The 25,339-nt window shown below is 42.8% G+C and carries 28 protein-coding genes, 2 tRNA genes and 1 pseudogene; 11 read left to right on the top strand and 20 right to left on the bottom strand.

Annotated features, from left to right (window positions below):
- From B3143_RS15235 to B3143_RS02695, 10 genes and pseudogenes are all read right to left on the bottom strand, one after another.
- Positions 1-60, bottom strand: a pseudogene (locus B3143_RS15235) (IS66 family transposase); the annotation flags it as partial.
- Between the two features lie 268 nt (positions 61-328).
- Positions 329-1,483: a catalase family protein gene (locus B3143_RS02735; RefSeq protein ID WP_005233312.1), complete on the bottom strand. Its 1,155-nt coding sequence runs from the start codon at positions 1,481-1,483 to the stop codon at positions 329-331.
- Between the two features lie 74 nt (positions 1,484-1,557).
- On the bottom strand, positions 1,558-3,147 hold the full coding sequence (locus B3143_RS02730) for a Dyp-type peroxidase (protein WP_005233314.1): 1,590 nt from the start codon (positions 3,145-3,147) through the stop codon (positions 1,558-1,560).
- Between the two features lie 203 nt (positions 3,148-3,350).
- Positions 3,351-3,920, bottom strand: coding sequence for a hypothetical protein (locus B3143_RS02725; RefSeq protein WP_004280952.1), 570 nt, complete (start codon positions 3,918-3,920; stop codon positions 3,351-3,353).
- Between the two features lie 582 nt (positions 3,921-4,502).
- A complete protein-coding gene (gene ssuD / locus B3143_RS02720; protein WP_005233317.1) occupies positions 4,503-5,711 on the bottom strand; it encodes an FMNH2-dependent alkanesulfonate monooxygenase in 1,209 nt (402 codons plus the stop codon).
- Between the two features lie 281 nt (positions 5,712-5,992).
- A complete protein-coding gene (locus B3143_RS02715; protein ID WP_002058176.1) occupies positions 5,993-6,739 on the bottom strand; it encodes an ATP-binding protein in 747 nt (248 codons plus the stop codon).
- A gap of 10 nt (positions 6,740-6,749) precedes the next feature.
- Entirely contained in the window at positions 6,750-7,292 is a 543-nt protein-coding gene (locus B3143_RS02710; RefSeq protein ID WP_004883937.1) for a DUF1376 domain-containing protein, read from the bottom strand.
- A 68-nt stretch (positions 7,293-7,360) separates the two neighbouring features.
- Positions 7,361-7,609 (bottom strand): hypothetical protein, encoded by a 249-nt coding sequence (locus tag B3143_RS02705; protein ID WP_001084944.1) that lies wholly within the window; start codon positions 7,607-7,609, stop codon positions 7,361-7,363.
- The gene (locus B3143_RS02700) at positions 7,599-8,783 is read right to left on the bottom strand and encodes a site-specific integrase (RefSeq protein WP_005233321.1); all 1,185 of its coding nucleotides are present in this window, start codon (positions 8,781-8,783) and stop codon (positions 7,599-7,601) included. The genes B3143_RS02705 and B3143_RS02700 overlap by 11 nt, the downstream gene beginning before the upstream one ends.
- A 13-nt stretch (positions 8,784-8,796) precedes the next feature.
- Positions 8,797-9,012 carry a hypothetical protein gene (locus tag B3143_RS02695; RefSeq protein ID WP_001054887.1) on the bottom strand — a complete coding sequence of 72 codons (216 nt, stop codon included), beginning with the start codon at positions 9,010-9,012 and terminating at the stop codon, positions 8,797-8,799.
- A 110-nt stretch (positions 9,013-9,122) separates the two neighbouring features.
- On the opposite strand from B3143_RS02695, the gene B3143_RS02690 reads away from it, so the two are divergent.
- Positions 9,123-9,329 carry a helix-turn-helix domain-containing protein gene (locus tag B3143_RS02690; protein ID WP_004280956.1) on the top strand — a complete coding sequence of 69 codons (207 nt, stop codon included), beginning with the start codon at positions 9,123-9,125 and terminating at the stop codon, positions 9,327-9,329.
- A gap of 391 nt (positions 9,330-9,720) precedes the next feature.
- Here B3143_RS02690 and B3143_RS02685 read toward each other — a convergent pair.
- Both B3143_RS02685 and B3143_RS02680 read right to left on the bottom strand, forming a co-directional pair.
- Positions 9,721-9,796 (bottom strand) — tRNA-Gly (locus tag B3143_RS02685).
- A gap of 45 nt (positions 9,797-9,841) precedes the next feature.
- Positions 9,842-9,917 (bottom strand) — tRNA-Gly (locus B3143_RS02680).
- A 230-nt stretch (positions 9,918-10,147) separates the two neighbouring features.
- Between B3143_RS02680 and B3143_RS02675 the strand changes: the two genes are divergently transcribed.
- The 5 genes from B3143_RS02675 to B3143_RS02655 all read left to right on the top strand — a co-directional run bounded on the left by B3143_RS02675 (position 10,148) and on the right by B3143_RS02655 (position 12,950).
- The gene (locus B3143_RS02675; RefSeq protein ID WP_004780643.1) at positions 10,148-10,456 is read left to right on the top strand and encodes a BolA family protein; all 309 of its coding nucleotides are present in this window, start codon (positions 10,148-10,150) and stop codon (positions 10,454-10,456) included.
- Positions 10,457-10,465: 9 nt separating this feature from the next.
- Complete coding sequence (locus tag B3143_RS02670) at positions 10,466-10,858, top strand: SirB2 family protein (protein WP_005233322.1); 393 nt, start codon at positions 10,466-10,468, stop codon at positions 10,856-10,858.
- Between the two features lie 61 nt (positions 10,859-10,919).
- Positions 10,920-11,756 carry a ParA family protein gene (locus B3143_RS02665; RefSeq protein ID WP_286739433.1) on the top strand — a complete coding sequence of 279 codons (837 nt, stop codon included), beginning with the start codon at positions 10,920-10,922 and terminating at the stop codon, positions 11,754-11,756.
- A gap of 13 nt (positions 11,757-11,769) precedes the next feature.
- A complete protein-coding gene (locus B3143_RS02660; protein ID WP_005233324.1) occupies positions 11,770-12,162 on the top strand; it encodes a hypothetical protein in 393 nt (130 codons plus the stop codon).
- A 194-nt stretch (positions 12,163-12,356) separates the two neighbouring features.
- Positions 12,357-12,950, top strand: a complete 594-nt coding sequence (locus B3143_RS02655; protein WP_286739432.1) for a threonine transporter RhtB — start codon at positions 12,357-12,359, stop codon at positions 12,948-12,950.
- Positions 12,951-12,975: 25 nt separating this feature from the next.
- Here the strand turns inward: B3143_RS02655 and B3143_RS02650 are convergent, their stop codons facing one another.
- A complete protein-coding gene (locus B3143_RS02650) occupies positions 12,976-13,614 on the bottom strand; it encodes a DedA family protein (RefSeq protein ID WP_004780651.1) in 639 nt (212 codons plus the stop codon).
- 481 nt (positions 13,615-14,095) lie between these two features.
- On the opposite strand from B3143_RS02650, the gene guaA reads away from it, so the two are divergent.
- Positions 14,096-15,664: a glutamine-hydrolyzing GMP synthase gene (gene guaA, locus B3143_RS02645; protein ID WP_005233328.1), complete on the top strand. Its 1,569-nt coding sequence runs from the start codon at positions 14,096-14,098 to the stop codon at positions 15,662-15,664.
- A gap of 68 nt (positions 15,665-15,732) precedes the next feature.
- Here guaA and B3143_RS02640 read toward each other — a convergent pair whose 3' ends face one another.
- The 4 genes from B3143_RS02640 to B3143_RS02625 form a co-directional block, all read right to left on the bottom strand.
- Positions 15,733-15,939 (bottom strand): diguanylate cyclase domain-containing protein, encoded by a 207-nt coding sequence (locus tag B3143_RS02640; RefSeq protein WP_264673494.1) that lies wholly within the window; start codon positions 15,937-15,939, stop codon positions 15,733-15,735.
- Positions 15,905-16,801, bottom strand: coding sequence for a GGDEF domain-containing protein (locus B3143_RS02635; protein ID WP_286739430.1), 897 nt, complete (start codon positions 16,799-16,801; stop codon positions 15,905-15,907). Before B3143_RS02635 ends, B3143_RS02640 begins: the two co-directional genes overlap by 35 nt.
- Before the next feature lie 18 nt (positions 16,802-16,819).
- Positions 16,820-16,957, bottom strand: a complete 138-nt coding sequence (locus tag B3143_RS02630; protein ID WP_286739429.1) for a hypothetical protein — start codon at positions 16,955-16,957, stop codon at positions 16,820-16,822.
- 159 nt (positions 16,958-17,116) lie between these two features.
- Positions 17,117-18,469, bottom strand: a complete 1,353-nt coding sequence (locus B3143_RS02625) for a GGDEF domain-containing protein (protein ID WP_286739427.1) — start codon at positions 18,467-18,469, stop codon at positions 17,117-17,119.
- Between the two features lie 496 nt (positions 18,470-18,965).
- Here B3143_RS02625 and B3143_RS02620 point away from each other — a divergent pair, with 496 nt between their 5' ends.
- The 3 genes from B3143_RS02620 (at position 18,966) to B3143_RS02610 (ending at position 21,112) form a co-directional block, all read left to right on the top strand.
- Positions 18,966-19,913 (top strand): pirin family protein, encoded by a 948-nt coding sequence (locus B3143_RS02620; RefSeq protein ID WP_286739426.1) that lies wholly within the window; start codon positions 18,966-18,968, stop codon positions 19,911-19,913.
- A 30-nt stretch (positions 19,914-19,943) separates the two neighbouring features.
- The gene (locus B3143_RS02615; protein ID WP_104426911.1) at positions 19,944-20,342 is read left to right on the top strand and encodes an OsmC family protein; all 399 of its coding nucleotides are present in this window, start codon (positions 19,944-19,946) and stop codon (positions 20,340-20,342) included.
- Between the two features lie 119 nt (positions 20,343-20,461).
- On the top strand, positions 20,462-21,112 hold the full coding sequence (locus B3143_RS02610) for a glutathione S-transferase (RefSeq protein WP_286739424.1): 651 nt from the start codon (positions 20,462-20,464) through the stop codon (positions 21,110-21,112).
- Positions 21,113-21,164: 52 nt separating this feature from the next.
- On the opposite strand, the gene phoR is transcribed toward B3143_RS02610, so the two are convergent.
- The 3 genes from phoR to B3143_RS02595 all read right to left on the bottom strand — a co-directional run bounded on the left by phoR (position 21,165) and on the right by B3143_RS02595 (position 24,172).
- Positions 21,165-22,523, bottom strand: coding sequence for a phosphate regulon sensor histidine kinase PhoR (gene phoR, locus B3143_RS02605; protein ID WP_286739422.1), 1,359 nt, complete (start codon positions 22,521-22,523; stop codon positions 21,165-21,167).
- Between the two features lie 24 nt (positions 22,524-22,547).
- Positions 22,548-23,258, bottom strand: coding sequence for a phosphate regulon transcriptional regulator PhoB (gene phoB / locus B3143_RS02600; protein WP_004780667.1), 711 nt, complete (start codon positions 23,256-23,258; stop codon positions 22,548-22,550).
- A 221-nt stretch (positions 23,259-23,479) separates the two neighbouring features.
- Positions 23,480-24,172, bottom strand: a complete 693-nt coding sequence (locus B3143_RS02595; RefSeq protein WP_286739420.1) for a TetR/AcrR family transcriptional regulator — start codon at positions 24,170-24,172, stop codon at positions 23,480-23,482.
- A gap of 219 nt (positions 24,173-24,391) precedes the next feature.
- On the opposite strand from B3143_RS02595, the gene B3143_RS02590 reads away from it, so the two are divergent.
- A complete protein-coding gene (locus tag B3143_RS02590; protein WP_286739417.1) occupies positions 24,392-25,240 on the top strand; it encodes an SDR family NAD(P)-dependent oxidoreductase in 849 nt (282 codons plus the stop codon).
- The last annotated feature ends 99 nt before the right edge of the window (positions 25,241-25,339 follow it).

Raw genomic sequence — 25,339 nt, 5'->3', positions numbered from 1 at the left:
CGAACCTGCAAACAGCCAGTTCTTGCGGCCCAACGCCCAGGGACGCATCTGATTTTCAATCGGCTTTGTTGCACAAAGATTTCATAACTATTTGATTTTAAAAGTTTTGATTATTTTTTGATCCAAAATTAAATTTATTTAAATCAGATGCTTACATATTTATGCAACAAAGCCAGTTTAATGGCGTAAAAAGGTAAAAAACCGTTAGCCCAGTCACAGGCTAACGGTTTTTGAATGATTAAAGGCGATGTAGTTTTTTACCCAATGGGTGAAATTTTACCCCAAACAATGCCCCCATAACCGCCCCGCTACTGGTTTTTTGCCAAATTTAAAGGTTATAAAAATCTTTATCAAATGCCTGTTTTAGATTGATTGGCTCGGCACGTTTTTTATGATTTAAACGATGGCGAGTGGTCGAGGCGGTCTGATAGGCACGCAGTCGCGCATGTTGCAAATTACCAATCGGACGGTTGGCTTCAATACAGCGAAACGGGGTAAATGACAAGTGTTCCATAATGTCAAAATTACCGTCATCCGGCACATCTTGGCAAGGGATGGTGAGTTTTGCCACTGTCACAAACGGGGCGTCTTTTTCATCCCATTCTTTGGTCAAGTCATTAATGGGTTGGTCTTTTAAGTTACGGCACAGCTGGATTTGCACATCAAACTCATAATCGTGCTGACGGATTTCTTGTAAAATCAGAGGACGAATCGCCTCGCTGGTGGCATTGACATCGAGATCTCGGCGTTTGATTTTGGCTTGTGACGCTTTGGTCGGGGCGACACGGATTTTCGCCATATAGTCGCCATGACGCACCGCCCCTTGTGAGTAAAAACTGTATAACAAGGTATTTTGCGGTTTGATGGTTTTAAACTTACTAAAAGCCCTAAAAGTCTTGAGGGATTCTTTGGATGGCAGTTTTTTGCCATATTGGGTAATCCAGTCAAAGGCAAATTTGGCTTGCCCTTTCGCGCCTTTGGCAAAATAATCATTTAATTGTAAAAATAGCCGTGAAATATAACTATAGTCTTGGATAGTATTACAAAAGAAAATAGGAAAATTAATCAGATTGTAGTCAAAGTTTGGGCTATCTGGCTCATCTGGCAGTAATTTGTCGCCTTTGACACCAAAGACTTTAATCGCCAACCCTTGAGAAAGCCCCAACTTGTTGTCGGCAGCCACACGAGATGAGCCGTTAGAAAAACGAATCACTGCTTCATGACGAGCGGGTTTGGCATAGATACCTTGGGCATATTCTTTGGGCAGTTTTGGTAAAATCTCAAAGTTGGCTTTTAATGCACAGTAGCCTTTAGCGTGGGCATCTCGGGTGTGATAATTGATTTTGCTAACCGTGTCTGATTTGCCGATATAGTCACGAATATCTGCGGTGATTTGGTCGATGGCTTTTTCATCGTCGCTAGTAAGCTGGTCGATGGCTGGGTCAAACTTGGCATAACGACGACCGAATAATTTATTTAACATGATGATTGTCCTTTGTTATTTTTATCAGGTTAGGTTTACTAAACCCACCTAACCTTTTTTTATTTAGATTTACTCTAATATGAATTTTCGTTAAGCTCACTCATCCATTTGAGTGCCGACAAGCTCGGTACAAAAAGATATTCACCGCCTTGTAGGGTATTAAATTGCAAAATATTGGTATGACGCTTACGAATTGGCTCATCGGGTACGGTGAACACATCGCTATCAGCGTCACTACCTGCGTGTACGCCTAGCATTGGGTCACGTTCTTCCCCAAGGTTCATAAAGTTGCCGTCATTAATCCATTGGCTTTGCAAAAACTCAAGCGTGTCCATGGCATGGGCGTTGATACCGATAAAAAATAACCCCCGCTCTTGACCATCGTCTTGGGTCACGTTGGGCGGCACGATATCGCCATACGATACACTACGGCGGATGATACGGTGAAGACGCACATCGCTTAGAATAAAATCTTTGGTATTGCGGGGGTTCATACGGCGAGCATGGGCACCAAACGGGCAGCCTTTGCCATAGGGATCGTCCGTGTAGTCAAATTTATTGTTTGCTACATTGTCTTTGCCGAGGGCTTCATCATCATGGTCTGGGCTTAGGGTGATGGGGGCACCCGAACGCCAGCGACCAAACATTTTTGCCCCCAATTTATCGGCTTTAGCTGGGTCATTGTCGCTTTGTTCAAGGCAATAGCGGTGAAAGTCAGCGACATTACTGCGGTATTTTCGCAGTACCATAAACGAACCGTTTTTTCCCAATACTTCAGGCTGTGGCATGGGAGGTACCACGCCCGCTTCACCTTTATAACCTAACACAAATTCACCCGCCGCAATCGGACGTTCGGTGTTATTTTCAAGGCTGATACCACTGCCATCAACTTCTGGGTTACTGATGCCATCGCGATAACCAAACACGTTTTTGACGTCACCATCTACGCCAAAATCATGTTCCACTAAGATTTCGATCGCGTTACGGCTGGTATCTAGATAAGGGGCAAACGTCTGTTTAAGTTCGGCAAGTTTGGCTTGCCATTTTTCTTGGCTATTGGCAATCACCGCGCCGCAAATATGAATATCGCCTTTATCACCAAATGGCGCAAGCCAGTTGCTAGGGTCATTATCGCCTTTGTCACCCAAGATATCGGAGCGGCCTGCCATACCTGCTTTGAAATTTTCTGGGAAAGAATCAAGCGAGCTTTGCGGTAAGCCTAAAGCTTTTAGCCCCTTATACGTCATCACAATGGTCAAATTGGCATCCATATCTTTTTGGAAATTTTTTGAGCCTGTGACGTTTGGTAATACCGCTTTTAGTAATTCACGACCCGCGTTGCTGTCATTGACTTTTAGCGCGACAAGCGTGCCGTAGTAAGGCGCAGGGCGGTCATGCAAAATAATAGCTTGAATATCCTCAAGCTCCATCGTGGCGATATTGGGATAGATAGCGTTCGTTGCCCGTGTCATGACGCTGTGCAGCTGCGTGCCGATTTTTTGTTTCGCTTCGTGTACCCGTTCTTTGACACTGCCTTTTTCAGCGGGTGTATCGCTGTGTTCAAGTTTGTCTTTAACGGCCTCTATACCATGCTCGATACCATCTTGTAGATGGGTTTTTAATTTGCCAAGTAGGCTTTCATTCGCTGGGTTGTCGTTATTCATGGTCGTTCCTAGCAGAGAATCTTAAAAATTTGATGCTGAAAGCTTGTTCACCATACACCACGCTAAATATCGCTTACTTATGGTAAAATCACTGAACAAATCGCTTTTGTATCGAAATTTTAACCTAAAGCTTGCCCGTTCAGAGTACGGTTAGAATAGTACGCTGATAAACGTGATATGGTGAATACAGGTTCTAAGCGGGCTTATTGGGCTTGTTCAATGGCTTTATTAATGCCACGCACGATTTTGTCATTACGCGCAATATCACGAACCGTCAGATGCGGTACACCTACATACCAACCGGTAGCGGTAATCTGATGGTCAAGGATAAATTGCTTGACAGTCGGGCTTTTAATCCCAGGCCAACCCTCTACATTGCCAAAAATCAAATCCATGAGTTCTGGAATTTTGGTAGCAAAGTCGTTGATGTAAGCATCCCAATCGCCATCATAGGCGGTACAAAACAGTAGCTTAGTATCATTGTCTAAAAACACCAACCGCAAATCATGCAAGGTGCCTACATTGGTCGCCCCTGCAAGATTGCCTTTGGTAATTTCCAAAATTCGCTTGATACGAGCTGCCCCATCTTTGGTCAAGGGGGCGATGGCGGTGAGTTCAGACACTTTGCCTGATTTTAAGCCCTTTTCACCGGCACTGGTGACAGAATGGTCATAGCCATCATTAGCGCCCTCTTTTAGATTTGCCATGAGCATTTGGGCTTTTAATGCCACATCGTCTAATAAAGAAAGTTTTTCATTGTTTTCAGTTGTCATATTTATTGCCCTTATAGTTAGTTGATCATTAATTGAAGTGCATGATTTAAATTTATTTATCCCATTGTTTTATGATTTAAAATTTAAATCTTTTTTATTATATAAGCCGCAAAAAGCAAAAGCGTTAAAATAACTTTTATCACCCATAAAATTACACAACTAAGCTATTGATTAAAAAATGACATACTAGAGACCGTAAAACTAACAGTGTTGGCTTAAAAAATATTCATTACTATCAATAGGTTATTCACATCCCGAATATAACCTAGCTATAGAGAAGTCATTTTTCCTGTGTTGCATTTGCTAAAAAAGTTGGGATATTGACACCTTGATGATTAACTTTAGCAAAGTAGCTTGCTGGTCTAATCTCACCGTATAACTGGCTACCACTTTTTAAAACAAAGTCTATCAGTTAAAAGGTTTATCAGTTAAAAGATGTTTATCATGGCTAGGGTGGATTCCACACACCCTGTCGGATGATAGGTGTCTAATGATAGGTATAGACGAAGCGAAAAACGTGCTTTAATTAGCACGTTTTATCACAAGCATTGAAGACGCCTTTAATATGTCTTTAAGATGAATTTAAGAGGCGATGGCGTGTTTAGGTGCAGCAGTGGTAGGTGTTTTTGGGGTTGCAGTGTCACGGGTTTGTTGCGGTGGTGCATAGTTATTAGCGACAATCTCACCAAACGGTCCTGTCAAATTTGGCTTGACCAAGGTGTTTTGGGTGTCTTTCGGTAATAATGGGAAAACCAATTCAGCAAACCGATACGCCTCTTCTAAGTGTGGATAGCCTGAAAAAATAAAGTTATCAATGCCCAAATCGGCATACTCTTGAATACGCGCGGCAACAGTTTGTGGGTCGCCCACCAGTGCGGTGCCTGCGCCACCACGTACCAGTCCAATCCCTGCCCATAAGTTGGGCGAAATTTCTAAGTTATCACGGCGACCGCCATGCAAGGCTGCCATACGTTGTTGTCCCACCGAGTCCATTTGGGCAAATTTGGCTTGGGCAGCGGCAATGGTGTCGTCATTCACATGACTCAATAATTCATCAGCGGCTTGCCAAGCGGCTTCATTGGTTTCACGCACAATCACGTGCAGACGAATACCATAGCTTAATGTACGACCTTTGGCAGCGGCTTTGGTTTTAAGCTGCTCAATCTTCTCTTTGACGGCGGCAGGCGGCTCACCCCACGTCAAATAACTGTCAACTTGTTCGGCAGCCAGTGTTTGCGCCGCCTCAGATGAACCGCCAAACCACAAGGGCGGATATGGCTGTTGTAGAGGGGGGTACAGCAATTTAGCATCTTCTACTTGCAAGCGTTCACCGTTAAAAGTAAAGGATTCGCCTGTGTGCGAGCGAGTCAAAATCTCTCGCCAAATCGTGGTGTATTCACTGGCTGTCTGATAACGCGTCGCGTGGTCTTCAAAGATGCCATCGCCTTTAAGCTCTTGTTCATCGCCGCCTGTGACCAGATTAAGCAGCAATCGACCATTTGATAATCGATCAAAGGTGCCTGTCATGCGAGCAGCAAGCGCGGGTGTCGTCACCCCAGGGCGTAATGCCGCCAAAAACTTTAAGCGAGTGGTCGCATCAATGAGACTAGCGGCGACCAACCAAGGGTCTTCACATGAGCGACCTGTCGGAATCAACACGCCCTCATAGCCAAGGTTATCGGCTGCCACTGCAATTTGCTTCATATAGGTATGGTCAACGGTTCTTGCCCCTTTACTCGTGCCTAAATAACGACTGTCGCCATGTGTCGGTATAAACCAAAAAATTTTCATCGTAACCCCTGCTTGTAAGCTCAAAAATTGATTAAGATAACTCGCCTTCGGTCGTCTTTGCGTAAGTCCTATTAATAAGTACGCTATTCGGTAGTAATTATTTTGATACCGGTAATTCATTAATGAACTTTATGATTTTCAACATAAAATGATAGGATTTCCTCTCTTTTTCTAGAATTTTTCTGTCTATATTTTAGAGAATAAAGTTGAGATTTTTAGAAATTAATTATAAAAAATGCCAATTATATCAATAAGATAATTGGCGGTAGTAAAGACTTCTTTTATCCGGTGATGCGTCTATCATCCCAATAACACGGTACTACAATCAAATTGTTTTCATGTAATCGTGACCATAATCGGACACCTAAATCTCGCTGCATATTTTGGACTGTGAAGTTGGAAATCAGCAGAGTAGATTTCATGTTGTCATAACGGCTATATAAGACCTTATGCACCATCTCCAGGCGTTTTTCATGCCGGTCATGCAGGCCATATTCATCAATCACCAATAAATCAAAACTGGAGAAATGGTCGATGACTTCTTTCTCAGAGCGTGAAGCATCTGACCAGGTATCCATCATTTTTTGAGCAATTTCTGCGCTGGTATAGTAGCGTGCAGATTTTGTACTGTTATGCAGAATGTTGCGAATGATTGACGCACTCAGATGAGTCTTTCCTGTACCCGGTGTACCAATGAGCAGTAGGTTTGGATAATGGTCAGAAATAATCTGCTGTGCAAAAGCCTGACATAGTTTGATGGCATTGTCTTGTGCAGGACATGCAACTACATAATTCTTGAAGCCACGATCCAGGTAGCGTTTATTGAGCCCTGAGTTTTTGATTTTCTGTTGTAGCAATCGCTGTTGCAACTCATCTGCATAGGCTGCATGTGAGTGATGGACGGTTTCTTTGGCACACAATTTACATAGCTTGTGACCAGCGATTTCCATCAGGGGTATATGATGGGTAGGGCAAAGTGTTTCCGTTGTTTCTGTGCGAAACTGGAGCGTTTTAAGCATGGTATTCATGATCACTCTCCTAAATCCATTTGGAATTTTCTAAAAAATCCTCATTTTTTTCTTCAAAATTTGAAGATGAAGATGAAGATGAAGATGAAGATGAAGATGAAGGGCATGGTTCAAGCATGACTTGAGTAATACTCGGGTTCTTCTCAGGAGCTGCTTGAGCATTTACTTTTCGTTGCTTGGCTGATGCTTGAGCATTACTTGCGGATTTCCCCCAACGTACTTGAGCTGCATTTTTAGCTTTATCAGATTTCATTTGCTGATTTTGCAATGCTTGGCTTTTTAAACTGCTTAAGAAATTTGAATGAATCTGCTCAGACTCGACTTCAAACAATTCTAGGGCCATCAGCGTATTTAACAAAGTTTTAGCCTTGGTGTGCTGCGGTAATTTCGTGATGCTACAAACAGTCGCTAGGTCGTGAGGAATGGCACCATTTTTCCAGAAATCCATCATTAACAGCAGTGCCGCACCAATTTGTTCTGCCGTCATTCGTGCAAATTTTGCCTGTAGGTCGCCAATATAGAGTGGCATCCAAATTGAAATATCTTTATGCATGTGTTCACCTTTTTATAGGTATAGAGGGGCTAAGGTCATCGATTTGATGACCTTTTATGATTGTTTTATTAGTGAGCTAGGCTCATTAACCGGAAACGGGCCTGTTGAGCCAAGTCATCGTAATGAGCTTGCCCTTCATCCAGCATTCGCTGTAGCCAGAGTCTTAATGCTTGGTGATCATCGAAGCATTTATTGATTTCCAGCAAAAAGGCCAGATTGTGCAGTTTGGGAATGTGTAGCTCATGGATTAATTCACGAGCGACCATATCTGCTTCTGGGCTAACGACTACGCCGCCAAAAAAAGCTTTACTGTTCATGGACAAGCTTCTCTGTATTCAGTCTCTCCAGCATGGCTTCAAAAGCACTACCATCGCGGCGCGTAACATTAGGGATGTAACGGCTATAGACCCGGAATAGCATTTCAGTCGTTGAATGTCCCAGCTGGCGTGCAATCCATTCTGGGTTCTCGCCTGCCGACAGCCAGAGCGTAGCTGCAGTATGACGTGTTTGATAAGCACGACGAGGTTTTAGCCCTAAATAGCGTAGCAGGGGATGCCAGACACGCTTATTGACCAGGCGATAATCAAGCGGCCCACCATCGCGATTACAAAATACAAATTCTGATTTTCCAGAATTTAAGCTTTTTTGTTGCAGAAAGGCCTGATAAACCCGATCACTCATCTGGATCGTGCGGTCAGAACCATAAGTTTTGGTTCCACCAAGCTCCCCATTCACCAATGCTTCACGAATGTGGATTTCCCGACGTTGTAAGTCCACATTTTTCCATTGCAAGCCATCGATCTCACTGGTGCGCATACCTGTGAAAAATCGAACAGTATAATAAGGCTTAAAATCATCACGAACTGTGGCAAGGATTGCGTGTACTTCCTTTAATGAAAAAGGTGTTACTTTAATCTTTCCTTGCTTTAAGTTCTTGATATTTTTATAAGGGCTATCAAATTCATATCGTTCGGCAGCACTATCGAGTATCATACGAAGCACTATCATAATCTGGTTGATTCTTGATGGTGAAAGGCATTCTTGGTTTTTTCCGTGAGTCACTTTGGCGAGGGATGAACGGAATCCAAGAATGTCTGACTTTTTAATATTAATAACAGGAATTGCGCCAAAAAAAGGGATCAAGTACTTTTTGATTACAATTTGAATTTTCTCCTTATAACTTGTACGCCACTCTATTTCTTTATCAGTGAACCAGATTTCACAGAACTTTGAAAATAGAGGTGTTTTAGAGCTGATTTCATTTACTCTGTTTTCTGCATTTTTGATTTCTTTCAAACGAGAACTTTTTGGAAAGTACTTAGCATAGTCAAAAATACCCAATAAGATTTCCGCTTCCATTCGCTCAATCACTTTTTCAAGCTTTTTGCGATTCGGAGCATTGTCTTCAAGAGCTGTTGTTTCACGACAACGGATGTTTAAGTATCGAAAATCGACACATAACTTACCGTATCTAGTACGGATGGCAGCCATAATAATATCCTCCTTATTGAAGTTGTAGGCTGTGTAGCGAGCCTAAAGTGGTTTTAGTCATATCTTCTTCAATACGCTCCCATACATATAAAATTTTGCGTCCACCAAAAGGGCGGATGTAATGAATACCTTCGATTAGAACGCTATCCTTTAACTGATTACGAATGGTACGTTCGTTATAATGGATTCGTTCTGCCAATTCTTTTGTAGTAATATAAGTAAGATTCATGTTTGTATCCTTTTATAAAGTATCACAATGGTGTTATTTAAGATCACAATGCAATAATAAATGCGTTTAATACATCATGCAAGTACTTTATTACACAATGGTGGTAATTAATGATAGTTTGTAACTTGCCTGTTCTTTTGGCGGAACGAAGAATGAAAGTGGCAGATGTAGCTCGGGCAACCGGAATGAGTAAGACGACTTTACATAAGCTTTATAATGGTCAATCAACTCGTATTGATTTTGAAACATTAGAAAAATTGTGCGTATTGTTAAATGTAGACGTTGGTGATTTATTAAAGTTCAAGCCAGATGAATAATTATTGCTAATAAAAAGCGTCATATAATTTAATAATTTTCTAGTTAGTATATTGTTTTTATTAAGTATTTTTGGTGACCAAATTTGGTCACCATTTTTTATAAGAGATTAAAAAGCTTTAATGAAAGCCATAAGGCAGTGCTTCAGGTTTTTTTAAAAATTACTCAGTTCATATTGAGTAGAATTCATGCAAAAACTTAAACATGTTGATCTATAGTTGACATTGATAGGGCACGTTTTGGTCACTTTTGGTCACGTAAGCCCACTCTTAACTGATCTAACTTAACTTTTTACTCACTTTGAAGCTGATAGCTTTATAGACTGAAAGAAAAAATGTTATTTAAAATCAACAACGAAAAAGCCCCAATCTTTCGATCAGGGCTTTTTGAATTTGGAGCGGGAAACGAGACTCGAACTCGCGACCCCAACCTTGGCAAGGTTGTGCTCTACCAACTGAGCTATTCCCGCAGGGTCGATCGATTTTTTACTTTAAAAAATGAACAAAAAAGAATTTGGAGCGGGAAACGAGACTCGAACTCGCGACCCCAACCTTGGCAAGGTTGTGCTCTACCAACTGAGCTATTCCCGCATGCCGTGTATAATACAGCATGCAAAAACAGGGTCAATAACTTTATGAAAAATCTTATGTCGATTGCATAAAATAAAAGCAATATTCTCTGTGCTTCCAGACAATTAGACAAAATTTATGCAAAATTTAATGAAATCTCGGCACAATCAAATAATTGCAGACATTTTTTGCACCGAAATAGCGGATAGAACAGGGTATACTGGACCCATATCTTGAATCGGAGTCAGGCCATGAGCTTAGAACAACAACTGAAAGACCGTTTGGCACAATTGTCACCTACTTACCTGGAAGTCGTGAATGAATCTTCGGGTCATGGTGGATATTTTCCGGGTAAGGAATCGCATTTTAAGGCAGTGATTGTCAGTGAAGCCTTTGCCGGCCTGCGTGCGGTACAACGCCATCAAAAGGTCTATGCTGCGGCAGGTGATTTGCTGTCTAAAGATAAAATTCATGCCTTGGCAATTCATGCTTTCTTGCCTGAAGAGTGGACAGGACAGGATACGTCTAGTCCGGAATGTGCACATGCACCAAAAAACTAAGAGGACTTTATGGATACCCAGCTTTTAGTCAAGATTATTCATATGTCTGCGGCAGGACTGGCCATTGTGGCCATTCTTGCGCGTGCTATTACCCTGTTTATGGGTACACAGGGCAATCAACCGAATCCAAAAGCACGTGTATTTCTGGTCGCTTTGCAGCACCTGGTGATTAGCGTGATTGCCTTAACTGGGATTATTGCCCTGTTTTTAAAGAATTTTGATGTACAGCCTTGGTTTTATGCCAAAATTATTTTATTTCTGGTGCTGATTTCATCCTTGGGCAAAGCGTATAAAAAAGATGATTCAATCCTGCTGGTACAACGCCGTGCTGGCTTATTTATTGCTGTGGTTTCACTTATTGCGATTATGGTATTGGTCATGATCAAGCCGAATTTTGGCTAAATTATTCATCAGTCAATGAACTCAAACATACTGATCATTAGAAAAATAAAGAGGGGTGTTTATGCATACTCGTGTGGTTTTTAATCAAAAAGGTGGGGTGGGGAAATCGAGTATTGCAGTCAATTTGGCAGCAATCAGTGCGCATCAGGGGCTTAAAACCCTGTTAATCGATCTTGATCCGCAGGCAAACTCCAGCCAGTATTTACTAGGGGATGATGCAACTTATTCGAGTGACAAGCCGGCGCTGGAGCCGAATATTGAAAACTATTTTGAAGATGTATTGGGGAACCAGCAGAGCAAAAGCTTAATTGGTAATGCGATTGGTTCCATTCTCAAGACCCGGGCTAAAGGGCTGGAAAGTTATCTGCATCAATCACCTTTTAAAAATCTGGATGTCATTCCGGCCAGTCCAAGTTTGGGCACATTGGCCCATGCACTGGAATCCAAGCATAAGATTTACAAGCTGCGCGATGCCTTGCAACCACTTGCTGAGCATTATGACCGGGTGTTTATTGATACTCCGCCAGCATTTAATTTCTTTACACTTTCAGCCCTGATTGCTGCAGACCGTGTTCTGATTCCGTTTGACTGTGATGTGTTTTCTAAACGGGCCTTGCAAACTCTGATTGAGAATGTCATCGAAACTCAGGATGATCATAACGAACGTCTGGAAATTGAAGGCATCGTGGTCAACCAGTTTCAGGTTCAGGCAAAACTGCCTCGCGAAGTGGTACAGCAACTAAGAGATGAAGGTCTTCCGGTACTAAACAGCATGTTGCCACCGTCGGTGCTGATGAAAGAGTCACATCAAAAAAATCAGCCATTAATTCACTTGGCAACTGATCATAAATTGACTCAGGCCTATCAATCATTGTTCAATGAGATAGAGCAGCATTAAGATCGAGTTAACTATGAAACTTGTGAAAATAAGCCTGGCGATCAGCATACTTAGCTTGCTGAGTGCCTGTGCAACGACGGTCAAACCGACCTATGTTTCACCCACTCATTATCAAACCCTCAACTGTCAGCAGCTTCAGGGGGAATACAACCGTATTCAGCAATATCTTGATAATGGTGTTGAGCCGCCTAAACGTACAGGTGTCGGCGTGGGGGTAGGCATCGGTGGTGGCTGGGGTAGCCGCGGTGGCTGGGGCATTGGTCCGAGTGTATCAGTGAATATGGGACAGTCTTCCAATACCAAACGCACTGAAACGGCACGTCTATTGGGTGAACAGGAAGCTATTGTACAAGCTGCAAAATTTAAAGCTTGCCCAATTGTTGTCCGTCAAAACACCAATAAATAGCCCTCTAAATATCAAAAAAATGCTGACTTTAAGTCGGCATTTTTTCTATCTTAAAAATGATTGCTCAAATGACACAGTTCACAGTATTCACCAGAAAAAATGACCGATGCGCATAAAATTTTGAAAGATCCCGTCTTGTGATCAGAACACGAGATTGGTTAAGGTAATCACCTTGTCTGATATGTTTAACCACCATGATTGAAAACTGGCTCTTTGTTTTTGCAACAATAGCAGTGCTGATGATCCCTGGACCAGCCAATGCATTGGTGGCCAGTTCTGCCTATCAGCAGGGAACAGCCAAAACCAGTCTGTATATTCCCGTCATTCTGGTAGGGTATTTATATGCGATCAATGGGTGGGCTCTGCTGGTTCATCTGTTTTCACCAATCTGGCCGAGTTTTCAGGAACTAGTGCATGTGCTAAGTGCAATCGGTGTGGGCTGGATGACCTTCCATTTATTCAAGGCGCGGCAACTGGAACAATATAATCTGAGTCATCCTCAGATCCGTCCCTGGCAGATGTTTAAGGGAACCCTAAAAAACCCCAAAGCAGCACTTCTGGCGACCGGAATCTTGCCGCTGTCTACTTGGAAAAGCCCGAGTAACTTTGTTTTAGTCTTTGCGATTTTTACTGGGATTGCCTTGCTTGTTGCGTTGTTCTGGATGATCTTCGGACAAGCGATTCTGGCGGGAGAGTCGGCAAAAAGAAAAGCCGACCTGATTTATAAAGGGTCGGCTCTGTTTTTACTGCTTTGCCTGGTGCCCTTGTTGATCAATTGGCTGGAATAAATTTTCAATCAATAATTCTAGGCTTTCAGGCGATTTTATTTTTCTTGAGTTTCTGCTGAATAAAGCCAATCACACCTGGCATGACACTTAAAATAATGATACCGAAAATCAGATGAGTGAAGTTGTCTTTGACGATTGGCATGTTGCCAAACAGATAACCTAGGATCACAAATGAACTGATCCAGAGAAAGCCACCGATTATATTGTAAGTCAGGAAATATTTGTAATTCATACTTCCCGCACCAGCAACAAAAGGTGCAAAGGTACGTGCAAAAGGAATGAAACGGGCAAAAATAATGGTTTTACCACCGTGTTTCACAAAGAACTGCTGGGTAGCAAGCAAATGCTTTTTATTAATAAAACGTGATTCAATCTCAAATACACGTGGCCCAATATATTTACCAATATGATAATTCAGAGTGTCGCCCAGCACTGCCGCAGTGAACAGTAGCGGAATCAGTACCCATGGATCCATTGCACCCGTTGAAGCCGCTAGTGCACCTGATGCAAATAACAGGCTGTCTCCCGGCAGGAATGGCATCACCACCAGTCCCGTTTCAACAAAAATAATCAGGAAAAGAATGCCATAAATCCAGATGCCGTAATTGGTAATGAATTCGAGCAGGTGATCATCAACGTGGAGGATAAAATCAAGCAGTTCCATAGGGAAAAAACAAGCGAAAAGGTGATCAAATCCTAACAGTCTGCGGCATGAAAGTCAGTACCGAACAGGAAAATAATTGCCCGTTCATCCCTGATGGGTGAATTAAAAATTTATCTTACAAATTGGCGGTAAATTCCTATAAAACAGGCTTAGCATGAAAATGTTATTAAAATAAAAATCAAAAGGTGGCTCACATGTTTAACCCTAAACGCCATCCCAGTGAAGACCGTGATAGAGGTAAGCGAAATAAACTTTCAATAGCAACTTAACTGGCCGGTCTTAAAATATTGAAATCCAAATAGCGTAAATATATTGAATTCTGGGGAGAGAAGGGAAAGCTCTCCTGCTGAATCGAAAGCTTAATTCTATTTAAAAAAATAAACTGCTTAATTATTATGCGGATGGGAATAGTGTGCTTAAGCCTAATAAAAATGCTAGAATACGGCGCTTATCTTTCGTTTGCCTTTCATAGTTGTTTGTCATGACTACCAATACTCAAATTACTGAAGATCGTATCCTGATTCTGGATTTCGGTTCTCAATATAGTCAGCTCATCGCACGTCGTGTCCGTGAAGCTGGTGTATATTCTGAAATGTATGCCTATGACATGTCTGAAGAAGACATTCGCGCATTTAATCCAAACGGTATCATCTTGTCTGGTGGACCTGAAAGTGTTCACCTGGAAGGCAGCCCGCGTGCGCCGCAAGTGGTATTTGAGTTAGGTGTACCTGTACTGGGTATCTGTTATGGCTTGCAAACCATGTGTGAACAGCTTGGCGGTAAAGTTGAGCCAGGTACTGTACATGAGTTCGGTTATGCAGAAGTGGATATCGTGGTACGTGACCAGCTGATTGGTCAGCTGCAAGACCGTGAAAACCAGCTGCATGTCTGGATGAGTCATGGTGACAAGGTTGCACGTATTCCAGAAGGCTTTCAGGTGACTGCAAGCACACCAAGCTGTCCGATTGCCATGGTGTCTGATGAAACTCGCCGTTTCTATGGGATCCAGTTCCACCCTGAAGTGACACATACTTCGAAAGGTGCAGAATTACTGTCTAACTTCGTACACCAGATTTGTGGCTGTCGTGGTCTGTGGACACCAGAGCATATTATTGACCTGCGTGTAGAACAGCTTCGTGAACAGATTGGCAATGAAAAAGTATTGTTAGGTCTTTCAGGTGGTGTGGATTCATCAGTTGTAGCTGCACTTTTGCACAAAGCAATTGGCGATCAGTTGACTTGCGTATTTGTAGACAACGGTCTGCTTCGTTTGAACGAAGGCGATCAAGTGATGCAGATGTTTGCAGACAACATGGGGATCCGCGTGATCCGCGCTGATGCTGAAGACCGTTTCCTTTCTGCTTTGGCTGGCGAAGTTGATCCAGAGAAAAAACGTAAAATCATTGGTCGTGAATTCATCGAAGTCTTCGCTGAAGAAGCACGTAAGCTCGATGGTGTAACCTTCCTTGCACAAGGTACGATTTATCCAGACGTGATTGAATCTGCTGCCAGCAAACAAGGTAAGGCACATGTCATCAAGTCGCATCACAACGTAGGTGGCTTGCCTGAAGATTTGGCATTTGACCTGGTTGAACCATTGCGTGACCTGTTTAAAGATGAAGTACGTAAATTGGGTACAACTCTAGGCTTGCCACACAGCATGATCTATCGTCATCCGTTCCCAGGTCCAGGCCTTGGTGTTCGTATTCTGGGTGAAGTGAAAAAAGAATATGCTGATATTCTTCGCCTTGCTGATGACATCTTCATGCAAGAACTTCGCGCAAGCGGCTGGTACGACAAAACTGCTCAAGCTTTTGCCGTATTCCAACCAGTGAAATCTGTGGGTGTGGTCGGTGATGGCCGTCGTTATGCATGGGTAATTGCACTTCGTGCAGTTGAAACCATCGACTTTATGACAGCGCGTTTTGCACATCTTCCATATGACCTGGTAGACCGTATTTCTACACGTATCATGAACGAAATTGCTGAAGTTTCTCGTGTGGTATATGACGTTTCATCTAAGCCACCAGCAACGATTGAATGGGAGTAATTTTCTAACGAAAATTACCTATAAAAAAGAGCACTTCGGCGCTCTTTTTATTATTTTTCAAATGACATTTAAGCCGGTTTAACCTGCCAGTTTTGAAGTTCTCCAAGCAAACCTTGGTCAAGTTCAGGATCATAACACTCGACTCGGTTCCGACCATTGGCTTTAGCCTGATACAGGGCAATATCAGCCTGTTTAATCAGCGCCATTAAATCCGTTTCACTACTTTCCAGAATGGCTGCATCAATTGAAACGGTGAAAATCGAGACGATGCCCATGTTCCAGATTGACCATAATATTCTCGATTTTGTGTCTTAAACGCTCGGCAATTTTGAGTGCATCATCTAGTGAAGTTTCAGTAAGGCATGCGATAAATTCTTCACCCCCATAGCGTGCCAGCACATCATGGCGTCGCATTTCATTGCATGTGGTTTGAGCAATCATCTGGAGCACCTGATCTCCAACATCATGTCCATAACGGTCATTGATCTGCTTGAAATGATCGACATCAAAGACCAGCAAACTGATTGGAGCAGGCTGGTTGAGATTCTTTTGGCTCAGCTGTTGCACCAGATATTCAAAACAGCGTCTATTATTCAGGCCTGTCAGCGAGTAAGTATGGGCGAGATTTTCAAAAGGCTGACGATGATATTCATTCAGGGTATGTTGCAGGAATACCAAACGGGATATGAGTGTAGAACTCCAGCTGATATATAAACTGAAGGTCAATACCGGCATATAGATCAGGGAAAACAAGAACATCTGATACAGATCAGCTTGGGTATTGAAATACACACCAATATAAATCACCAATGTAATCAGACCGGAATTAATCAGACTAGGCCAGAAGCGGATCTGCACACATAAATTGGCCAGGACAATAAAGACCAGTGAAGCATATTGATAAATGAGTGTATGCGGACTTTCAGACTGATTCAGATTAAAAAACCAGATTGCACTTGCTCCGACAATCGAGGTCGGCAACAGCAAGTCAAATACAGGTAAGTTCCGGTAAAAATGATACATCCAGATGGTAATCAGTAGAATTACCAAGGTATAGCCTAGCTTGGTCAGAATGAGCAAATTCATAATGTCATTCAGTACCGGAATATCGGCAAGGGTGTAGGAGGCATATGCCACCTGTGCAAATAGGTTTACCTACAACAAATATTTTAGAGTGAGCTGTTTCTGATGGCTAAAGTAGGCAGGTTTTAAAGGCTCTGGAATACGAACAAGAGGATCGTGAAGGGCATCCTGAAGCAGGAGGCGAGCTTCTTCTTCATATTTATCTGGCATATCTCCTTCCCACATTAAATCCAAAGAAATGAATAAGATGAATACTTATATTTGTATGAAAAATATTCTATTCTTTTAGAAATTATTTGAAAAGCATCACAAACAGATTTAGGTCTAATTCTTAAATTCTTGTCTAACAATCTTGGTTTTGCTCTCAACTTACAAAGCAGACCAAGACTGTTTCGCTTTATGATGAGCACCAGCCTGCTCCTGTTTATTCAAAGGTTTAAATACATTCCAGGGATTTGGAGAGAGCGGTTTAGTCGGTTGCAGCATATTAGGATGATAGACCCTAATCCGGTTTCGTCCTGCTTTTTTGGCTTCGTAAAGCGCAATATCCGCATGCTTAATCAGGTCTTCAAGTTCCTGTTGTGGAGATTCAAGTTCAGCAATACCAATAGAAATCGTGAACTGGATTTTCTGGTCAGAATTGATGTACATCACCTGCTTTTGAATCGAGCAGCGAATCCGTTCTGCAATCATCAGGCAATCCTGTAGCTGGGTATCTTCCAGCAAGGCAATAAATTCTTCTCCACCAAAACGTGCCAGTACATCACTAGAACGCATTTCTTTACGGGTAATTTCAGCAATCAGTTGTAGCACCCGGTCACCCACATCATGACCATAATTGTCATTGATTTTCTTGAAATAATCGACATCAAACATCAATAGGCAGGTGCTGGCAGGCTTTGGCCATTGATGGATTGAACGTTCCGCCATATCCACAAAATGACGACGATTAAATAATTGGGTCAGATCATCAGTATGAGCAAGATTTTTTAAGGTTTGATAGTTCCATTCATCCAGCAAAGTGCGTAGAAAAGAGCGCCGTATGTTGATGATATTATTCCAGTTAATATAAATACTAAACGCCCAGAGAGGTGTGAAAACAACGGTGAAAATAAAGGCCTGCGATAGACTCATGAGATGAGTCACTCCAATCATGATAAACAAGGCGATAAAAATGGAACAATACAAGGCACCCTTAAACTCAGTCTGTACACAGAGGTTGGTAATTAAAATAAAGATCGCAGAAGCATAGATATAAGTCGACACATGCGGGCTGCTCGACAGCAGGAGCAGGCCAATCCAGGTCGCTGCAGCCACAGTCGTGCCCACAGGCAAAATCATGTCCAGAACCCGGATATTCTTTTGATGCTTAAACAGGTAATAGCAGCAAAACATGACAGCAATGACCAGTGATACCCGGATCAGGCCAGACAGGAAAAACATGTCAGGAATAATAAAAATATCGGCAAAGAAATACAGCAAAAAGGCGATCTGCGCCATGTAATTAATCTGGCGAAGATTTTGATGACGATGCAAATAAAGATAGTTATAAAAGTACTGCTGGAATTGCGCAGGAATAGGTGCAGCGCGATGTACAAGCGCATCTTCAATTAACTGGCGATTTTGCAGATCACATTCGGCCAACTTTAATGATCTATCCGTGGTCGAGTTTTGAAAAGACATATTCGCCGTTGAATATATATTTTCATTCGAGGATGACATATCCTGATCCAATCTTATTTTTATTGGGCCCTATTATGAACCAAATGAATAAAAAACAATCTCCCTAGAATCAGGGGGTAGCACGATTTTTAAAAAGAAAACGTAACAAAATTTTTGTTTTTGTGAACATAAAGCTAGACGGATCACATTTTTATAGATTGCTGATTTTAAAAGTTTATATAAATAAAAATGAGCGTTTCACGTGAAACATGAGCAGGATGAATAAGTTGATTTAAACGAGAGAATGCTGGTTACTTGAATGATTATATAATTCATAACCAAGATCTTGATTACAGTCTTTGGAAGACTGAAGCTTTTAAGTATCTGAACTGTTCTGATGAGTAGCACATTTTATACGTATCGAAATATTTCCAAAGATAGATTTTGCGGGTAGACGCGGTACATTGTTCTATGAGGTAGACATCTTGTGATGATCAGGGAAAGATGTCTTGATACAGCATACAGCCAGAATGAACTTGCCGAGGTCAGCTCAACCATGTCGAATAATAATGATATTGAACTGTCAAATTCAGATGATTGTGAAAAGTATATCAATCAGTTCATACAGGAAGTTCCTTTACGGCGTGCGGAAATCGGGCAGGGAACCGTCATTAAACGCGCCTTGCCGAGTCGGCATAAACGCATGATTGGCGCCTGGTGTTTTCTGGATCATGCCGGTCCCACTCAATTTCCTCAGGGAGATGGTCTGGATATCGGACCGCATCCGCATATTGGCCTGCAAACTTTTACCTGGATGATTGAAGGCGCCATGATGCATAGTGACAGTCTGGGTAACCGGCAATTGATCCGGCCGAAACAGGTTAATCTGATGACTTCAGGCTATGGCATTTCGCATACAGAGGTTTCACCGGAAACTGAAACCAAAATGCATGCAGCACAGCTCTGGATCGCCCTTCCTGATGACAAGATCAATATGGCTCCGGCGTTTGATCATTATCCGGAATTACCTGTGATCGAAGAACAGGGCATTCAATGTACGGTCCTGGTCGGGGAATTTCTGGATACACTATCACCAGTTAAGGTTCATACCGAACTTTTGGGGGTGGATCTATTCGCTGCTGAAAGTACCCGTGCCCGTCTGAGTTTAGATCCAAGATTTGAATATGGTTTTATGGCCCTTGAGGGGCTGGCAAGTATTAATGGGCATGAACTGACTGAAGATAATATGGTGATTCTTGAACCCGGATTACAGCATGTGGATGTCGAAATTCATGCCGGTGGACGAGTCCTGCTGATTGGTGGAGAGCCGTTTGAAAGCCCTATTTTATTGTGGTGGAATCTGGTGGGTCGTGATGTGGAAGAACTTAAGCTGGCCCGTGAACAGTGGATGATGGGACACCCGCGTTTTGGCACCATTCCAAGCTATGATGGCCCACGTATGGAAGCACCGGCATTTCCGGAACATATGCGAGCTTCTAAATAGTTTTCATAATCATAAGAACAAAGGATCAGTATGGCCCGTATCGCAATTGCCAAAATACAGAGCTTAACCATACCGTGGCAGGGAGAAATCAGTCATGGCCAGCATCATTATCTGACCGATAAACCTGAATCCTTCGGCGGGCAGGATGCAGGTCCTGCACCTTATGATCTGCTTTTAGGCAGTCTGATCTCTTGTACCATGATTACTTTGCGCATGTATGCCAAGCATAAGAATATTGAACTGGGCGACTTTCAGGTTGAAGCAGAATTTTTTGCTAATAAAGAAGGGCAGGAATGGATTGAACGACGCTTAAGTTTTGATACTGTTCATGATTCGGCTTTGCAGCAGAAAATTCTGGAGATTTGTGCCAAAACCCCAGTGACCAAAACCCTGTTACGCAGTCTGGAGATTCGCACTAGCCTGATTTAAGCTAAAGAGGGTACGCTATATCCGGTAGGGAAAATGTAAGTAGACTAATAAACTCTTTAATCAGATCTGGACTTTTTGCTATGCTCACGCAGTAATAACAATAAAATCATGAGTCTAATATGCGTGTTTTACATCATCTCGAACAATCAAGATCATTTCGAATCATGTGGGCCTTGGAAGAGCTGGAACTTAATTATGAGATCAAGTATTACAAACGCCTGCCAAACTATTCTGCTCCGCCTTCTTTGAAACAGGTTCATCCTCTGGGTAAAGCCCCGATTCTGGAAGATCAGAATCTGGTACTGGCTGAGTCTGCCGCCATTCTGGAGTATCTCCAAGAAACCTATGATTCGACCCATCAGTTTCAGCCGATCAGTGCCGAGAACAAGGAGCAATACCGTTACTGGATGTATTATGCAGAAGGGTCTTTGATGCCTTTGCTGGTCATGCAACTGGTGATGACCAAAGTTCCTGAGCAAGTGCCATTTTTAGTTCGTCCGGTTGCTAAAACAATTTGTGAAGGAGTGAAAAAGCAGTTTGTACAAAGCCGTCTAAAAGACCATATCCAGTTTCTGGAAGATCATTTAAGCCAGCATGAATATTTTGCCGGTCGTTTCAGTTTTGCGGATATTCAGATGAGCTTCCCACTCGAAGCCATGCAAAGCCGTACTGGTAAAAGTTATCCGGCGATTCAAGCCTATCTGGAACGGATCTCGCATCGAGCAGCTTATTTCCGGGCCTTATCCAAAGAGCAGGCATTAAAGTCTTAAAACCTTCGCTAAAAAAGAAAAGGTGCGACTTGCACCTTTTTTTATTTTTGAATCAGTCCGGGAAACTGAGACGTTCTTTAGGAAAAATCACCTTAAAGGTGGATCCCTGATTTTCACGGGAATCAATTTCGAGCTGGGCCTGATGTTGCATCAGTACATGCTTCACAATCGCCAGCCCCAGTCCTGTGCCACCAGTACGGCGGCTACGGTCAGAATCTACCCGGTAGAAACGTTCGGTCAAACGTGGCAAGTGTTTAGGATCAATCCCAATTCCGGTATCTTCTACGACAAAATAGGCCGATTCACCATCATCATGCCAGCCCATGGTCACGGTTCCACCTTTAGGCGTGTACTTGATGGCATTAGTAATCAGGTTGCTGAAAGCGCTGGCAATTTCCATATCTGAGCCGATCAGGTCACAGTGACTGTCAATGTCCAGATTTAGGGTATGGCCATAATCCACGTTATAGGCTTGCGCATCATCAAACAGCTGGTTCATCAGATTAGGCATGTCAATTATCTGGTTCTTGGCAATATTCTTGTCATTTTCCAGACGGGATAGCAGTAACAGGTCATTCACCAGTGCATTCATGCGACGGGTCTGGGACTGCATCTGGTCAAAGGCGCGTTTCCAGCGCGGGCTAATATCTTCCTGATCGGTAAAGGTTTCGATATAGCCGCTGAGCACAGTTAAAGGTGTACGCAGTTCGTGCGAAATATTATCGACGAAGTCCTTACGCATCTGTTCCAGATTATGCATCCGGGTCACATCATAAGCGACCAGTAAGCGGCTTTCACCGCCAAAACGGGTCATTTTGATTTGCACATAATGATCTTCGAATATCGAAGACTTCATTTTAAGGCCATCAGGTGCATTATCAATATGATGATAGTAATCAATGAAATTTGGCTGACGTAACAAACTCAGGATATTACGGCCGCGATCTTCCTGACCAATCCCTAGTAAACGTCCTGCCGCCGGATTCCACCATTCAATCTGCTGGTTTTCATCAATCAGCACTACAGCTTCTTGAAGGGCGACTAGCGAGGATTGTGCACGGTCAATCAGCTCAACCATTTCAGCCTGAACGACACGTTCCTGACGCTGGGCCCGATAAACATTGAACAGTAAAGCGCCCCAGATCCCGTTAATATTTGGCGGTACATCATAGGGACGGTTCGAGATCCATTCATTGACCAGGTAGAGTGAACGCAATTGTGTACCAAAGAAGGCAACAAAGGCCAGAATGATACAGATCCAGAAATAACCGATGCCTAGGCCAATACAACTGGCAATTACTAGGAAGAGAAGAAGGAGACGTAAATCTTGCTTGGCAAAATCCCATAAGCTGCTGTAACGGAGTCTTTTGTGCTCGTGTGACAGTTCGGGAACAGGATAGGGCTCATACATAAAACGAGATTTACCTAAAAATAATTAACCGAGTGCCACATCGACACGGGTCGAGAAACGGTAACCGGTGCCACGCACAGTTTGTACATAGCGGTCAGCGCCATAAGGTTCGAGTACCTTGCGCAGGCGACGGATATGCACATCAATGGTCCGGTCTTCAATATAGACGTTGCCACCCCAAACCTGATCCAGCAACTGCGCACGGGTATAAGCACGTTCCGGATGGGTCATAAAAAATGCCAAGAGACGATATTCAGTGGGTCCCATGTCCAGTATAGTATTGCCAAAATTCACACGCTTACTGACTGGATCTAATACCAATCCATTAGCATCAATGGATTTTTCACCACTGAGGGCATTGGAGCGACGTAAAACAGCTTTAATACGTGAAACCAGCTCACGGGTCGAAAACGGCTTGGTCATATAGTCATCGGCACCGGCGTCCAGTCCCTGAACTTTATGATCTTCTTCACCACGCGCAGTCAGCATGATGACAGGAATTTCGGACAGGTTTTCATCACGTTTCAAACGACGACATAGATCGACACCACTGACGCCACCCGGCATCATCCAGTCCAGCAAAATCAATGCTGGACGCTGGTCCACAATCATTTGATGAGCCTGCTTGGCATCTTCTGCCTGTAAACATTGAAAGCCTGCCATATCCAGAGAAGTGTGGATCATTTCACGAATCGGCAGTTCATCATCAACAATTAGAATGTAGTCATCTTTCACAGCGCAATACCCTATTTCATGCAAACGGTGGACCGTTTTATATTTATGACAGGCTTATTACAAAGATTAATTATGACAGTATCATTGCAGAATAGGTAGTTCCGGGACTTTTTGCAAAGATTTGTCACAATTTAAGCTGTTATTTTATAAGAGGGTCTTAATTCAAAATATTGTAGATCACTTACAAGTAAATCTATCTGGAACTTATCTTGATTTAAAAATTATTTAATCGGATCCGCTGGTTTTTCTGTACCCAAAGTATCTAGTAAAGCAAAGAATACCAGACTACAGGAAGACAGAATTTCTTCCAGTGACTGCTTAAAGCCGCTCATGACCCAGCGAATCGCAATCTGGGTAACATAACCATTAAGTCCGGTCGAGACCAGGGAAATCTCTCGTTCAGAACGATTAAGGTTCGGCATCATCAGCATGACAAAGGCCTGAATCATACGGTCGAAACGGCCCATGGTTTCATGAATCGTGGCCTGATTATGCAGTTCCTGAACCAGCATCGCATCGATATAAATAATTCGTGCCATACCCGGATTGTCACGTAAGGTCGTTAGCAAGGCAGTCAGACCGGCTTCGATCATTTTCTTTGGATCAGAAGAGGCTTGCATCATGGCCTGCATGACATTCTGCTGTAACTGGTCAATCAGCTTGAGGAAAATAGTCTGGAACAGATGTTCGCTTTTCTTAAAGGATTCATAAAAATAACGTTCAGTCAGTTTGGCTTCGTTACAGATATCCTTCACTGTGACTGAAAAGAAACCATGACGGCCATAAGCCTCGATTCCGGCCTCAATCAGCTTTTCACGACGCGCCTGCTGACGTTCAGCCATGGAAAGTCCTTTAAACTGGCGTTCTTTACTTTTACTTGCTAGTTTTTGCCCTGAATTTACTGCATCCGTCATAAAGACCATAGACTCATGTGCTTGAGATTTTAAGTATCTTATCAATAAATCCGGCTTTGACCTATGCTGAAATTCAAACCTGAAAATTGGCCCGTAGAGACATGCTGGAATTATTGACAATAAGGATTGTCAAAACTATATTGAAACGGTGTGCTGTATCCCTATGCGACAGAAAAACAGGCTGTCATGGAAGGGCAGTGTTTTAATCAAGGAAATTCAATGAAAAATTTTAATAATAAAGTCGCGGCCATTACTGGTGCAGGTTCAGGTATCGGTCAACAACTTGCGGTGCTTTTAGCAAAGCAGGGCTGTCATTTAGCACTCAGTGATGTGAATGAACAGGGCCTGGCTAAAACCGTTGAGCTGCTGAAAGGTACTGATGTTCGTGTCACAACCAAAAAAGTCAATGTGGCTAATCTGGAAGAAATGCACGCTTGGGCCGCTGAGGTCGAGAAAGATCATGGCAGCGTGAATATGATCTTTAACAATGCTGGTGTAGCTCTTGGTTCTACCGTAGAAGGTGCTAGCTATGAAGAGCTGGAATGGATCGTCGGGATTAACTTCTGGGGTGTAGTTTATGGCACCAAAGAGTTTCTGCCTTTAATCAAGAAAACCGGTGATGGTCATGTCATCAATATTTCCAGCCTGTTTGGTTTAACTGCCCAGCCAACCCAGTCTGCTTATAATGCCACTAAATTCGCTGTGCGTGGTTTTACCGAATCTTTGCGTCAGGAACTGGATATGGAAAACTGCGGCGTAAGCGCACTCTGTGTACACCCAGGCGGAATCCGCACCAATATCGCCATTGCAGCGAAAATGAATGACAGCATTCGTAGTCTGGGAATGCATCCGGAAAAATCTGCACAGAATTTCAATAAGCTGCTGCGTTGCCCACCGGAAGAAGCAGCCCGTCAAATTTTGGACGCGGTACAAAAAGACAAACGCCGTCTGCTGATTGGAAATGATGCCAAAACGATTGATTTAATTCAGCGCCTCATGCCAACTGGCTATCAGAAAGTCACGGCTTTAGCTACCCGCCTCGGCAAGCAGAAGAAAAAGTCAGCTTAAAACACTCTGATCACAGCCCGCGTAAGCGGGTTTTTTATGCCCGAAAACTTAAGCAGCTAAAGTATTTTATAAATCAAAAAGGCTTTGTTGCACAAAGAT

This window comes from Acinetobacter sp. UBA1496 (assembly GCF_002324975.1).
Lineage (GTDB): Bacteria > Pseudomonadota > Gammaproteobacteria > Pseudomonadales > Moraxellaceae > Acinetobacter > Acinetobacter variabilis.
This window is presented reverse-complemented; position numbering and strand designations above follow the sequence as displayed.

Excerpts from the sequence above, each read along its gene's own strand:
- B3143_RS02665 (WP_286739433.1), top strand. The coding sequence starts at position 10,920 with ATGCATACTCGTGTGGTTTTTAATCAAAAAGGTGGGGTGGGGAAATCG.
- B3143_RS02700 (WP_005233321.1), bottom strand. The coding sequence starts at position 8,783 with ATGGCTGCCATCCGTACTAGATACGGTAAGTTATGTGTCGATTTTCGA.
- B3143_RS02660 (WP_005233324.1), top strand. The coding sequence starts at position 11,770 with ATGAAACTTGTGAAAATAAGCCTGGCGATCAGCATACTTAGCTTGCTG.
- B3143_RS02735 (WP_005233312.1), bottom strand. The coding sequence starts at position 1,483 with ATGTTAAATAAATTATTCGGTCGTCGTTATGCCAAGTTTGACCCAGCC.
- B3143_RS02690 (WP_004280956.1), top strand. The coding sequence starts at position 9,123 with ATGATAGTTTGTAACTTGCCTGTTCTTTTGGCGGAACGAAGAATGAAA.
- ssuD (WP_005233317.1), bottom strand. The coding sequence starts at position 5,711 with ATGAAAATTTTTTGGTTTATACCGACACATGGCGACAGTCGTTATTTA.
- B3143_RS02725 (WP_004280952.1), bottom strand. The coding sequence starts at position 3,920 with ATGACAACTGAAAACAATGAAAAACTTTCTTTATTAGACGATGTGGCA.
- B3143_RS02640 (WP_264673494.1), bottom strand. The coding sequence starts at position 15,939 with ATGGGCATCGTCTCGATTTTCACCGTTTCAATTGATGCAGCCATTCTG.
- guaA (WP_005233328.1), top strand. The coding sequence starts at position 14,096 with ATGACTACCAATACTCAAATTACTGAAGATCGTATCCTGATTCTGGAT.
- B3143_RS02620 (WP_286739426.1), top strand. The coding sequence starts at position 18,966 with ATGTCGAATAATAATGATATTGAACTGTCAAATTCAGATGATTGTGAA.
- B3143_RS02595 (WP_286739420.1), bottom strand. The coding sequence starts at position 24,172 with ATGACGGATGCAGTAAATTCAGGGCAAAAACTAGCAAGTAAAAGTAAA.
- B3143_RS02650 (WP_004780651.1), bottom strand. The coding sequence starts at position 13,614 with ATGGAACTGCTTGATTTTATCCTCCACGTTGATGATCACCTGCTCGAA.
- B3143_RS02710 (WP_004883937.1), bottom strand. The coding sequence starts at position 7,292 with ATGCATAAAGATATTTCAATTTGGATGCCACTCTATATTGGCGACCTA.
- B3143_RS02730 (WP_005233314.1), bottom strand. The coding sequence starts at position 3,147 with ATGAATAACGACAACCCAGCGAATGAAAGCCTACTTGGCAAATTAAAA.
- B3143_RS02670 (WP_005233322.1), top strand. The coding sequence starts at position 10,466 with ATGGATACCCAGCTTTTAGTCAAGATTATTCATATGTCTGCGGCAGGA.
- phoR (WP_286739422.1), bottom strand. The coding sequence starts at position 22,523 with ATGTATGAGCCCTATCCTGTTCCCGAACTGTCACACGAGCACAAAAGA.
- B3143_RS02675 (WP_004780643.1), top strand. The coding sequence starts at position 10,148 with ATGAGCTTAGAACAACAACTGAAAGACCGTTTGGCACAATTGTCACCT.
- B3143_RS02625 (WP_286739427.1), bottom strand. The coding sequence starts at position 18,469 with ATGTCATCCTCGAATGAAAATATATATTCAACGGCGAATATGTCTTTT.
- B3143_RS02590 (WP_286739417.1), top strand. The coding sequence starts at position 24,392 with ATGAAAAATTTTAATAATAAAGTCGCGGCCATTACTGGTGCAGGTTCA.
- B3143_RS02715 (WP_002058176.1), bottom strand. The coding sequence starts at position 6,739 with ATGAATACCATGCTTAAAACGCTCCAGTTTCGCACAGAAACAACGGAA.
- B3143_RS02695 (WP_001054887.1), bottom strand. The coding sequence starts at position 9,012 with ATGAATCTTACTTATATTACTACAAAAGAATTGGCAGAACGAATCCAT.
- B3143_RS02705 (WP_001084944.1), bottom strand. The coding sequence starts at position 7,609 with ATGAACAGTAAAGCTTTTTTTGGCGGCGTAGTCGTTAGCCCAGAAGCA.
- B3143_RS02630 (WP_286739429.1), bottom strand. The coding sequence starts at position 16,957 with ATGCCAGATAAATATGAAGAAGAAGCTCGCCTCCTGCTTCAGGATGCC.
- B3143_RS02655 (WP_286739432.1), top strand. The coding sequence starts at position 12,357 with ATGATTGAAAACTGGCTCTTTGTTTTTGCAACAATAGCAGTGCTGATG.
- B3143_RS02610 (WP_286739424.1), top strand. The coding sequence starts at position 20,462 with ATGCGTGTTTTACATCATCTCGAACAATCAAGATCATTTCGAATCATG.
- B3143_RS02615 (WP_104426911.1), top strand. The coding sequence starts at position 19,944 with ATGGCCCGTATCGCAATTGCCAAAATACAGAGCTTAACCATACCGTGG.